The sequence below is a fragment of the Marinomonas sp. MED121 genome (assembly GCF_000153025.1).
Lineage (GTDB): Bacteria > Pseudomonadota > Gammaproteobacteria > Pseudomonadales > Marinomonadaceae > Marinomonas.
Map to the genome: position 1 here is coordinate 718751 of NZ_CH672429.1, position 12797 is coordinate 731547.

General features: G+C 41.7%; 9 protein-coding genes. All 9 read left to right on the forward strand.

Going from position 1 to position 12797, the window contains the following annotated elements; genetic code table 11:
- Positions 1-238: 238 nt before the first annotated feature.
- The 9 genes from MED121_RS03305 to MED121_RS03345 all read left to right on the forward strand — a co-directional run bounded on the left by MED121_RS03305 (position 239) and on the right by MED121_RS03345 (position 12760).
- Entirely contained in the window at positions 239-1627 is a 1389-nt protein-coding gene (locus tag MED121_RS03305) for a TolC family protein (protein ID WP_165474606.1), read from the forward strand.
- The gene (locus tag MED121_RS03310) at positions 1624-2886 is read left to right on the forward strand and encodes an efflux RND transporter periplasmic adaptor subunit (protein WP_009832186.1); all 1263 of its coding nucleotides are present in this window, start codon (positions 1624-1626) and stop codon (positions 2884-2886) included. Before MED121_RS03305 ends, MED121_RS03310 begins: the two co-directional genes overlap by 4 nt.
- Positions 2886-6065 (forward strand): efflux RND transporter permease subunit, encoded by a 3180-nt coding sequence (locus tag MED121_RS03315; protein ID WP_009832187.1) that lies wholly within the window; start codon positions 2886-2888, stop codon positions 6063-6065. Before MED121_RS03310 ends, MED121_RS03315 begins: the two co-directional genes overlap by 1 nt.
- Before the next feature lie 263 nt (positions 6066-6328).
- Positions 6329-7414 (forward strand): hypothetical protein, encoded by a 1086-nt coding sequence (locus MED121_RS03320; RefSeq protein WP_036178624.1) that lies wholly within the window; start codon positions 6329-6331, stop codon positions 7412-7414.
- 268 nt (positions 7415-7682) lie between these two features.
- Positions 7683-8153, forward strand: a complete 471-nt coding sequence (locus MED121_RS03325) for an Lrp/AsnC family transcriptional regulator (protein WP_347372380.1) — start codon at positions 7683-7685, stop codon at positions 8151-8153.
- A gap of 43 nt (positions 8154-8196) precedes the next feature.
- Positions 8197-9879 carry an aminotransferase class V-fold PLP-dependent enzyme gene (locus tag MED121_RS03330; protein ID WP_009832190.1) on the forward strand — a complete coding sequence of 561 codons (1683 nt, stop codon included), beginning with the start codon at positions 8197-8199 and terminating at the stop codon, positions 9877-9879.
- A 210-nt stretch (positions 9880-10089) separates the two neighbouring features.
- Entirely contained in the window at positions 10090-10338 is a 249-nt protein-coding gene (locus tag MED121_RS03335; protein WP_009832191.1) for a DUF4212 domain-containing protein, read from the forward strand.
- Positions 10339-10350: 12 nt separating this feature from the next.
- The gene (locus tag MED121_RS03340) at positions 10351-12084 is read left to right on the forward strand and encodes a VC_2705 family sodium/solute symporter (protein WP_009832192.1); all 1734 of its coding nucleotides are present in this window, start codon (positions 10351-10353) and stop codon (positions 12082-12084) included.
- A gap of 190 nt (positions 12085-12274) precedes the next feature.
- The gene (locus tag MED121_RS03345; RefSeq protein WP_009832193.1) at positions 12275-12760 is read left to right on the forward strand and encodes a hypothetical protein; all 486 of its coding nucleotides are present in this window, start codon (positions 12275-12277) and stop codon (positions 12758-12760) included.
- The last annotated feature ends 37 nt before the right edge of the window (positions 12761-12797 follow it).

A 12797-nucleotide genomic window follows, 5' to 3' on the forward strand; every position in this document is an offset into this window, starting at 1 on the left:
GTATCAATTTAGCCTTTTTTATCTCAATAACGCACATTTTGTCAGCTTACTTCAGTTTTTCTAGGCAAAAAAAGTAAATATTGAAGCATCTTTACGCTTTTACTAAACATCTAAGGACTAGCTAAGTATTATTATTTTGACCGTATCATTCTAAATTTCCATTAAATCGCATGAGAGCCAAAGCTTTATGCCCTTTTTAAAGTGCTATTTTTCTGACAACCTTTATAAGACGCCCTTTGTGCTTGCACTGACTTTCGTGCTTTCTGCTTGCCAATCACTCCCAGAAGACTCAGCCACACACTCACATCAAGCGGCACTTCAAGCGAGTTTATCTGAAAAGACAAGTTGGCAGGAGCCACCATTGACAGGTCATGCCACTCATCTAAATGAGTTAATTGATGATGAGGGTTTAAATACATTGCTACTTCAAGCCATTAAAGCAAACCCAGATCTACAGCAGGTTTTGTTAACACTTAAGATAAGGGCAGCACAATTAAATCAAGTCGATTCATCTTTATTACCCACCCTAGAAGCGTCCTTCAAAGCCAATAATGATGGCAACCAAAGCCCTTATTATACAGGCGGATTAACGGTCAGTTGGGAAGCTGACTTATGGTCTCAAATTGCTGATGAGAGCCAAGCAACCGCCAAAGCATTTTCTAGCCAGCAAGCCCTTTATCAGGCCTCGTTAGACAGCTTAATTGCAGAAATCATGTCAGCTTGGTTAGCCGTTATTGCTCAATCAAGAGCCCTAAAAGTAGAAGAAGAGCGAGTCAGTGTCTTAGCTAAAAACGAGTCTTTATTATTAAACCGTTACAAGAATGGAAATGGTGATCTAGAAGGTTTAGATGGTGCCAGAAGCTCATTAGCCAGCGCCAAAGAAAGCGTTGAAGAGTATCGAGAAGATTTAGCAATCAAACAACGCAATTTAATGCGACTTCTGGGGTATAACAAAATTGAAGAGATTCAAATGCCTACTGAGTATCCAGAGGTACTCGTTCCTTTAGCCCAACTGCCAGAACAAACGCTAGCCAGACGCCCTGACCTTATGTCAGCTTTTTATGATATTGAACAAGCAGATTTAGAAGTACAAGTCGCTTATAAAGACCTATTACCTTCCCTTAGTCTAACGGCCAGTTTAACCGATGTGGCCAGTTCCCCTTCTAATGCCCTTTTTGCCTCGCCGGTTTGGTATTTATTAGGTCAACTTACCTTACCTCTTTTTCAACAAGGTGAGCTAGAGCTCGCCATTGATGTAGCAAGATACGAGGCAGCGCAAAGCTATCAAATATATCGTGCAGCCTTATTAGATGCTGTATTTGAGGTTGAAAACGCCATTGCTCAAGAGAAATCTTTAGAGCTTCGCCAACACTATCTTGAAGAAGCGCTCATGGCAGAAAGAAATAACCTAGCGCAATATCAAAAGAACTTTAAAAGCGGCAGTGTCGATATTGTTGACCTATTAAGTGTTCAACAGGATGTTTTTAACTTAATCGCATCTTTAGATAACCTCATATACTTAAGGCTAGACAACCGTATTAGCCTAGGCCTCGCATTAGGTTTATCTGGAAAACTCCCAGATGATACAGACCATTTATCACCTCAATTAACTGGAGCATCAAAATGACACGCAGACTCTCTCAATTTGCTTTTTTTATCGCCTGCCTTGCTGTCTGCGGCCTCATTTTTAGTTTTGTTTTTAACCAGATTAATGCAAAAAAAAGCCAAACTCGCCCCAAAAAAGCCAGTGTAAAAGTGTTACCTAAAGTATCTGTGATGCCAATTAGGGTTGCAAGCTATCAACCCATCATTGAAGCATTTGGCAGTGCCGAGCCCAAATACTCCTTGGTTTTAGAAGCCCAAAACTCAGGTCAAATTACGCAAGTTGGGACTCAATTTGAAGCAGGTAAAACGGTGATGCAAGGCGATTTATTAGCGCAAATTGAAGACACGAGTTATCTGGCTGATGTTGCCACCCAAGAGTACGCCGTCACCAGTGCCATCGTTGCCTTAAAAGAAGAATTACGAAGTGCCGAGCAAGCATTAGATGAGTGGAATGCCTCTGGTTTAAAAGGCCAACCTAGTTCAGATCTGGTACTAAGAGAGCCACAAATCGCAGAAGCTAAAGCAGCATTATTAGATGCAAAAGCAAGTCTAAAAGAAGCTGAGCAGAGCCTTGAGGATACGAAAGTCAAAGCCCCTTTTAATGGCCTTGTTGTGAGTCGAGACATAGTGCCTGGCAGTTATGTGCAAGCAGGCACGCAAATCGGCACACTTTACAATACAGATCGTATGGACATTGAAATATCACTCTCTGCACGAGAGTGGGCAAAACTCCCCAGTATAAAAGTCATGCAAGATGCTCAATGGCCAGTTACCTTAACGGATGTCGAAACCCAGAACCAATGGCAAGGGTATGTGCTTTCGGCGGACAATCACAGAAATAGTGATACTCGATTAAGGACCCTAGTTGTCAGCGTCGATAAGCCTTTGCAACAAAGCCCTGCCTTATTCGCTGGTAGCTTTGTTAAAGCCAGCTTGAAGGGGCTTAAAATGGATAACCTTTGGCAATTACCCAGTACGGCTTATAGCCAGAAAAGCCAAGTTTGGTATTTAAATCAAGACAATACATTAAATGCCTTTAGCGCTAACCCTATTTTTAGTGACAATGGCCAAATCTATATCAAGCCCCCTGTAAACCTACAAGCCAGTACACAAAATGTGCTTATTCGCCCCTATAACAGTTACCTTGAAGGCATGAAGGTCACCAGTAATCTAGATGCAAGCCAAGGGCTTAAGACGAATCAAGAACAATTAGCACAAGGTAATTCTGGCCCTAATGCCAAGAAAGGCCCTCAAAATTTAACCAAGGGGAGTGAAGACTAATGTCATCAACCCACCCTCATGGGCCGAATTCAGCCAACCAACCCAGTGGCATTATCCCTTGGTTTACTCATAATCCGGTTGCAGCCAACCTGTTAATGCTCTTAGTCATATTGCTAGGCGCACTGACTATGGGCGACCTGCGAAAAGAAGCATTTCCAAGCACTGAGCCTGATACCATTACCATCAATATTGATTATGACAGTGGCTCTGCCTTACAAGCAGAAGAAGGCATTGCCATCACCTTAGAAAGTGAGTTGGAAACGGTCGAAGGCATAAAAACCATGACCACGACCTCAAATGCGAGTGGTGTCAGTGTTAGCCTAGAAAAACTATCAGATTATGATATTGACGTCCTAATGACGGATGTTAAAGCCAAGGTGGATACCATTTCCAGCTTTCCATCAGATGCCGAAAGCCCTGTACTTGAAAAAGCAGCGCGAGAAGAACATGCACTCTGGTTACAGCTTTATGGGGATGTTGATCGTCATACCTTGCAAAACTTGGCTGATAACCTAAAAACAGAATTATTGGCCGATTCTGATATAGGCCAAGTATCCATCTCTGGCTGGCTTGATGCCACCATAATGATAGATGTGGACGAAGGGCGCTTACTGGCTTATGACCTAACCTTGGATGATGTGGCTAATGCCATTAATGAAGAGTCCAGCAATGCCAATACCGCCACTTTAAAAAATGCAGATCTATATCTGCAAATACAATCCTCAGAACAAGCCTATCAAATTCGTGAATTCTCTAATCTGACGATCAAAACCTTTAGCGATGGTAGCCGCTTATTATTGTCTGACCTAGCTAAGATTCGTGATACCTATGACGAAGACACTGCCGTATTGTCTCGTTTTAACCGTGAAGACAGTATTGCGGTTCAGGTCATAACAACAGGGTTAACTGATATTTCAGACTCCGTCATTGCCGCACAAGCCGTTGCTGAAAAATGGAAAGAGTCTGGGCGCTTGCCAGCCGGGGTAGAACTTGCAACTTGGTACGACCGCAGTGAAGCAATCAACCAGCGTTTAGATCTCCTCATAGACAATGCCATTAACGGTGTGTTTTGGGTCTTTTTAATGCTGGCCATCTTTTTAAATTTAAGCGTCGCACTTTGGGTCGCATTAGGTTTGCCTTTTATCTTTTTCGGCACCCTCTTCTTAATGGGAGATGGTTTTTTAGGCATGAGTTTAAATGCCTTTACGACCTTTGGTTTTATTATGGCGTTAGGGATTGTGGTCGATGATGCTGTGGTAGTTGGTGAAAGTGTCTATACCGAAAGATCAAAGCATGGCGATAATATTGCCAGTACCATTCGAGGCACACTCAGAGTAGCCGTGCCGACTTTATTTGGTGTATTTACCACAGTTGCGGCTTGCTTTGCACTTTCCAACATTGAAGGTCGTCTTGGAACGCTTTATGCCCAGTTTGGTACCATAGTCGCGGTTTGTTTGATGTTGTCCATCATTGAATCCAAGCTCATTTTGCCTGCCCATTTAGCACATTTAAATACTCGCCCAGCGAAAAGCAGATTTTGGCCAATGATGTTAATTCGTTGGGTGCAAGCATTGGCGGATAAAGGTTTGTCCCTTTTTACTCAAAAAGTTTATAAGCCGGCAATTAACCTTGCGCTAGCAAATCGTTATAGCGTACTCCTCCTCTTTATAGGTATTTTTGTATTAGTTGCCAGCATGCCCTTTACTGGTGCCATTCGATTTAGTTTTTTCCCATCTATTCCAGGCGATACAGTACGCGCCAGTCTGAACATGCATAATGATGTCAGTTATGGGCAAACTTATAGTATCTTGAGCCGCATGGAAAATGTCGCCTATGAGACTGAATTAAAACTTCGACAAACACCTGATGCGAATAACGGAATATTGAATATCCAGGTGACTTCAAGCAGTGATCAAAATGGTCGAATCACCATAGAGCTAGATTCTGAAACACCTTATAGTGCTAAAGAATTTGCCGCTAAGTGGTTAAAAGCCATAGGCCAAGCAGAAGGGGCCAAGAGCTTAAAAATACAAACCCGCCGTGGCAGCATTGATGCCCTTCGCATTGAGCTTAAATCATCCAGTAGTGAAGAGCTGAGCCTAGCAGCAACCCAGGTTAAGTCTTACCTTGACTCCATTGAAGCTGTCAGTGGCATCGAAGATAATGCCGCCCTATCTCAGTCTCAACTCAATCTCAGTTTGACAGAACAAGGTCGAGCTCTGGGTCTAACAACTCAAAGTCTGTCATCACAAATTTTGAATTATTTTGATGGTAGTAAAGTGCAATCCTATCAAAGAAACAGTGATGAGGTTGAGGTTCAACTGGGCTATCCAAGCAGCTCAAATGCCAATATTACAGACTTGATTGATACCAAAATTCGTCTTGATGATGGTAATCAAGTTCCCCTTAGTTCACTGGCGAATATCACCTCAGGCTTTACCGAACAAGAAATTGTCAGAATCGATGCTAAACGTGCTGTTTATATAAGCTCAGAGCTTAATAAGGATCTGCTCTCTGCAACTGAGCTGGTTGATCAGATAAAATCAGAACTTGTCCCTGAGCTTGAGCAGCAATTCGCTAATTTAGACATTAGCTTTGCGGGTGAAGCCCAAGAGCAAGAGGAAACACAATCTTCCATGCTCGTCATGTTTATCATGGCAATGCTTATTATTTATATTCTGTTGGCGATTCCGCTCAAATCATACGTACAGCCTTTCTTGATTATGATGGCGATACCTTTTGGTGTTATTGGTGCCATGTTGGGGCACTGGTCCAACGATTTAGCCTTAGGTATTTTATCCTTTAACGGTATCATTGCGCTGAGTGGCGTTGTCGTCAATGATAGCCTTTTACTCGCCTCACGCTTCAACGAGCTCAAACTGGAAACCGCCTCCATCACAGAAGCGATTAATCAAGCCTGTCGTGACAGAGTCAGAGCGGTACTCTTAACCTCAATCACCACCTTTGTAGGACTGATGCCTTTATTAGGTGAAACCTCACGTCAGGCACAATTTTTGATCCCTGCAGCCGTCTCACTAGCCTATGGCATTCTCTATGCAACCGCGATTACTTTGATCTTGATTCCTGTTCTATTAATGATCCATGAGGACATAAAAAACCTCATTATCAAAATCAAACAAGGGGTATTTAACAACACTAGTGTCAAAGAAAATGGATAAAACTAAGGCAGCACAGGGAAGTGTTCACTATCAGTACTGACCTTTGTTATCAAGAGAAAATTGGCCCACATTCTCTCAGTTAACTAAAAATAACTGGATTTATAGATTAGATATGTAATTTTACATTTTAATAAAATATATATAAATCAATCACTTTCATTTGAAAAAAGCCTTTTGTAAGATTTTTATCAATATTTGGCTATTAACTCAGATGAGTTTCAAAGTTATACTGATCAAAACGTACACACAAAGTGATTTGGGCAATGTCGACTATTAATGGATCTACTGCAACACTACCACCTTTGACACTTCCAGCTGCATCAAGCAATGCGGCCCCTGTCTCTGCGGCTGTAGAGCCTAGTGCTGCCAATTCAGTAGCAAAATCCGCAGCGCCTACATTGAATAACAGTGTGACAAGTACGCCAGTGGCAGATAATCAAGCTAACGCTGGCACAAACCAAACTCATTCAGGTGTTGAAACTGCCCGAGAAATAACCAGAACAGGCGGCGCTCAAGACGACCTTTCTAGAGGGAATCTTGCGCGAGATGCTTATGTAGATAAGCTCAATACTAAACATATTAGCCAGCAACAGGCTGATACTACTTTTCAGCAAATCAACCCAAATCAAAAAGAAGCGCTACTGACACGTTCAATTGAGCGTCTTACGACTGAAATTAACAAAAACCAGAAACAAATCAGTAACACGGTTAATGCCTACTCTATGATTCAAGTTGCAAATGATTCATTGAGTGAAATTCAAGGTGGGTTGAAGGAACTATCATCTTTAGCACAAGCTGCGACAGGTGAACGAAAAGAAGGCCAATCAGAAGAAGACTTCCTTGCTCAAACCGAAGAAACACAGGCACAAGCACTAGATATAGTGGCAGGTATTCAAGACCTTTTTGAATCCACTAAGTATGGTGGTGACCCTCTTCTCACTCAAAATACTCATCAGACTTTCGCCTCTCATAATGAAACAGAATACGGTGTGACCGTTTCGACTCATAATGTCGATCGCAAATTTGAACAACAAGGCTTATATGAGATTGACCTCAATAGTCCAGGTTCAATTCAAGAATCTATGACGGCTATCAAAGGCAGCATGGATGTCGTAAGAGATATTCAATCTCAATACCGAGCTCAGGAAACTGACTTCAATACTAAAATGAAAAAGCTGTTTAATACGCAAGAGCAGCTGGATTCTATGCACGACCGAATTACTAGCACTGACTTTGCCATCCAAGTAGCAGAAAAAGCACAACAAGAAATGGTAAACAACGCCAGAGGTTCTGTTTTAGCCCAGGCAAATGCTGATAGTAATAGAGCGTTAAATCTGCTGACAAACTAAAAAGCAACACCTCATATACCCTAAAAAATACCCAAGTCAGTTTTGATTTGGGTATTTTTTTGCCTCCTTCTCACGAAATTTTGATCAAAAATCGCTGTTTTATAAAATAATTTTCACTTTTTTGATGTTTTTTTAACGATTTTTCGCGTTTTTTTGCACAAACATTTTTTGCTAATCACAACTTTGATAAAACCCACTTCTAATAGCACTTGAAAAGAGCGACAAAGAAGAAATAAAATATCAAATAATACAAAATAAACGAGAAATAATACTCATGGATGACACAGATTTAGAACTACTTACTTTAATACAAAGGGATGATAGTATTTCTTTAGAAGAGATGGCAGCCCATGTAGGACTCTCTAAAACCCCATGCTGGCGTCGTATTCAAAAGCTAGAACAACAAGGCTATGTGAAAAAAAGAGTGGCCTTGTTAGACAGCGATAAATTCAATTTAGGTGTTTCTGTGTTTGTTCAGGTGAAAACCAATCAACACGATGCCAGCTGGTTGGACAACTTTTCTTCCGTTGTCGCTCAGTTTCCTGAAGTCGTTGAATTTTATCGTATGGCGGGTGAATACGACTACCTTTTAAGGGTACTAGTGTCCGATATCAAAGCCTATGATGAATTTTATAAACGCTTGATTTCAGCAACATCACTGACCGACGTCACATCTAATTTTGCCATGGAGCAGATTAAATGGACCACTGAACTGCCCTTACCCAAGGCGACAGATTAGTAAAGAGGTCAAAAAGGCTGAGGTCAACACAGAGGATATGAGAATGAGCCTTTTGACCCAACAAAGCCTACCAAAAACACGATCATTAAATATGGCCTTAAACAAGGTTAGAGACGGACTCATTGGCGACACTGAGTTTATGAAAACACCTTTTGGTGATCGTAAAATCACTTATGCCGATTACACCGCATCAGGTCGTAGCCTAGCGTTTATTGAAAATTTCATCACTCAAAAGGTGATGCCGTTTTATGCTAACACCCATACAGAAGCGACAGTAACAGGCCGACAAACTAGCGCATATCGCGAAGATGCAAGACAGTTAATTGCCGATGCCTGTCAGGCAAATGACGATGATGTCGTGCTTTTTTGTGGTGCTGGCGCAACGGGTGCTGTGGACAAGTTGATTCGTATTCTTACTCTGGCTCATCACTTAAACCATGATGATAGCGTCATATTTATTGGTCCTTATGAACATCACTCTAATGAACTACCTTGGCGTGAGTCAGGCGCTAAAGTTGTGCGCATCAAAGAAGCAAAAGGCGGTGGTATTTGCTTACAAGACCTTGAGCAGCAGTTAGTCACTCACCAAGAAATCCGTCTAAAAATAGGCAGTTTTTCCGCCGCATCCAATGTCACAGGCATCATTCAGGAGCAAGATGCCGTTGCAGCCTTACTACATAAGCATCAAGCCCTTTCTTTTTGGGATTTTGCAGCGGCTGCGCCTTATATGAAAATTGCCATGAATTCTGCAATTGATGGTGCCAACAAAGATGCTATTTTCTTTTCTCCCCATAAGTTAGTTGGCGGTCCAGGTACACCAGGGATACTCATTATCAAAAGAGCCTTACTGACAAATGAGACACCTTCGACTGTCGGTGGAGGTACTGTCTCTTTTGTGAGTCGAGATAATCATACCTTTTTAGCGCCAGGAGAACGCAGTGAAGAAGCCGGCACCCCAGCGATCATAGAATCAATTCGAGCAGGCCTAGCCTTTAAAGTAAAATCAGATATTGGTGATGATGCGATTGAAGCGCTAGAAGAAAAATGGTCTGGGCTTATCAAGCAAAAGTTTGACACAAATAATGGAATCCATGTTTTAGGTACACCAAATACCAAACGTTTATCTATTACGTCATTTAGGGTAAAAACCGAGTTTGGTTATTTACATCATGGTTTAGTAGTCAGCCTGCTAAATGATTTATTTGGTATTCAAATGCGTGCAGGCTGCTCTTGTGCAGGCCCTTATGGCCACGACTTATTAAACATTGATGAAGACACATCTTTGCAGTTGGTTGACCTGATTGCCCAAGACAAACGTTTTAAGCCTGGCTGGGTTCGCTTTAACCTCAATTACTTTATTGAAGAGCAAGAAGCTGAGTTTATTCTTCAAGCCATAGAATTTGTTGCAGAGCACGGATTACAACTTATGGCCCTTTATGAATATGATCAGGTGAGTGACCTTTGGCTCTATAAAGGCGAAAAAGCCGAGGTATTAAGTCTATCAAAGGGCTTAGAAGACGCGATGAACTTAGATGAATCGCATCATGTCACGGTTCAAAAGTTAAGTATTCATGACAAGCAAGCCTTGTGGCAAAGCTATATGGACAAGGCGCAATCCATGCTGGCTTCGACACCTGCCATCCCTCTTTATGTGCGCAATAAAAGTACAAAAGCATTAGCATCAAATCTAAGAGACTTTGTGACAAAAGAAGACTTTATCTATTAGTTCATCTTTAACCTAGCAAAGGAAATAGGAAGGCTTTTGTTCTTATTTCCTTCACCTCTAGTACAACTCCTTACTCTCATTTTCAATTTCTTCTCTACATATTTAAGTCATTCATTCGCCTCAACTAAAACGTCTCGACTAAAGTCTAATACTGACTTTTTCCTTAGGGGTTCATCATCAATAGGCACTTACCTAATGAGGATAATAATAATGAGTAAGAATAATGCCTATTGGAGCGCCAATGTTAGTTTGATGATCAAGCTACTTGTGGTCTGGTTTGCCGTCTCTTTTGGATGCGGTATTTTACTGGTCGATGTGCTCAATAATATTCAAATCGGTGGATACAAGCTTGGTTTCTGGTTTGCTCAACAAGGGGCTATTTACACCTTCGTTGTGCTTATTTTCATCTATGCAAAAAAAATGGCGGCGCTCGATATTGAGCACGGCGTTGATGAATAACCGGAGATCATCATGGAATTACAAACATTAACCTATATTGTTGTTGGAATGACCTTTGCCTTATATCTAGGCATCGCATTCTGGGCTCGCGCTGGTTCAACTAAGGAATTTTATGTTGCTGGGGGTGGTGTTCACCCTGTCCTAAACGGTATGGCAACAGGTGCTGACTGGATGTCCGCAGCGTCTTTTATTGGTATGGCTGGTTTAATCGCATTTTATGGCTATGGCGGCTCTGTTTTCTTGATGGGCTGGACCGGTGGTTACGTACTACTTGCGTTACTTCTTGCTCCTTATCTTCGTAAGTTCGGTAAGTTTACTGTACCTGAATTTATCGGCGATCGCTTTTACTCTAAAACGGCCCGTATCGTAGCGGTAATCTGTTTGATTGTTGCCTCAGTCACCTATGTTATTGGTCAAATGAAAGGCATAGGGGTCGCTTTCTCACGCTTCTTGGAAGTACAGTATGAAGTGGGCTTATTAGTCGGTATGACAATCGTTTTCTTCTACTCTGTTATGGGTGGTATGAAAGGGATTACCTATACTCAGATCGCTCAGTATGTCGTACTCATCTTTGCTTATACTATTCCTGCGGTATTTATCTCTCTAAACTTAACGGGTAACCCTATTCCACAATTAGGTTTAGGTAGTACTTTGATTGGTTCTGAGACTTTCCTACTTGATCGACTTGATCAAATAGTGACTGAGCTAGGTTGGGCAGAATACAGTACTCAAACCCGCTTAAGCACCACTAACATGGTCGCTTACACCCTATCTCTGATGATAGGTACAGCCGGTCTTCCTCACGTAATTATTCGTTTCTTTACTGTGCCAAAAGTAAAAGATGCGCGTACTTCTGCTGGTTGGGCACTGGTTTTCATCGCTATCTTGTATACAACAGCACCTGCTGTTGCTGCTATGGCTCGTTTAAACCTAATCAATACCATGCAACCACCCGCGGCCGAAGAAAACCTTGCCTATGATGAGCGCCCTGATTGGTTTAAAAATTGGGAAACAACAGGCCTTCTTAAATTTGAAGATAAAAACGGCGATGGTCGTATTCAATACGAAGCAGATGCAACAAAGAATGAGTTAGTGAAAGTCGATAGAGATATCATGGTGCTTGCTAACCCTGAAATTGCAAAACTACCTAACTGGGTTATTGCCCTTGTGGCAGCAGGTGGCCTTGCGGCAGCACTGTCAACCGCAGCAGGTTTATTGCTCGCTATCGCCTCCGCGATCTCCCATGACTTGTTAAAAGGGGTACTCAAACCTGATATCACAGAGAAACAAGAGCTCAGGGCCAGTCGAATTGCCATGGCAGGTGCCATCATGTTCGCAGGTTATCTTGGCTTTAACCCACCTGACTTTGCCGCAGGTACCGTTGCCCTAGCCTTTGGTCTAGCGGCTTCGTCTATCTTCCCGGCTTTGATGATGGGTATTTTCTCTAAGAAAATGAACCGTGAAGGGGCCATTGCCGGCATGATTGCAGGTTTAAGTGTGACGCTTTTCTATGTATTCCAGCATAAAGGCATCATGTTTATTGCCAGCACATCATTTTTAGGTGATTTACCAAATAATTGGTTCTTAGGTATTGAGCCAAATGCCTTTGGTGCTATTGGCGCATTGGTTAACTTTGGTGTCGCTCTCATCGTTTACAGAATGTACGGTGAAGCACCAAAAGAAGTACAAGACATGGTAGAGCATATTCGTATCCCAGCGGGCGCAGGCCAAGCATCGGATCACTAATAATCTACCCTTTAGGCTGATTTAGTAATCCATTAAATTTGCCTAATTTAAGTAAAAGATACCGATCCTTGTATCGGTATCTTTTCTAATATATAAATCAAAGAAATAGGCAACTTTCCTAAACAACCTATTTGTTTGAGATCCAAAGAACACAGCCTGTCGCTTTCAATCATCATTAACAGGATTATTTATGTTCAAAAATAAACACATAGTTATCGCACTGATTGTGGCTCCCATTTTGGCTTTGCTTGCGTATTTTGGTGTCGACAACCTTGTTAGTGAAAAACCACATAAAGCCATTGAAGGGCAATCTTATCCCCTAGTTGCCAAATCAAACTGTCGTTATACCAGTGGCAAATGCACCTTTCAAAATGGTAACTTTGAAGTCAATATTTTTATTGAAAATGACAAGACCTTGATTGTCACTTCGCCCTACACGCTTTCTGACGTTGAAGCATCCATTCTCGATAATCAGGGCAATACCAGTAAACTCTATTTCGTAAAAGATTCGAACCAAGGCACAAAATGGTCACAGAGAATCATTTCTAATATAAGCTCGGACTCTATTATTCGCTTAGTTACCATAGCGTCAAAAAGTATTTATTATGGGGAAAGTGAAATGGCCTTTATTGACTATGAAACCAGTTTTGAAGAAGACTTTAAACGCCAAGATTAGCGATGCCATTAAAGGATTAATCATTAGAAAAATGTAT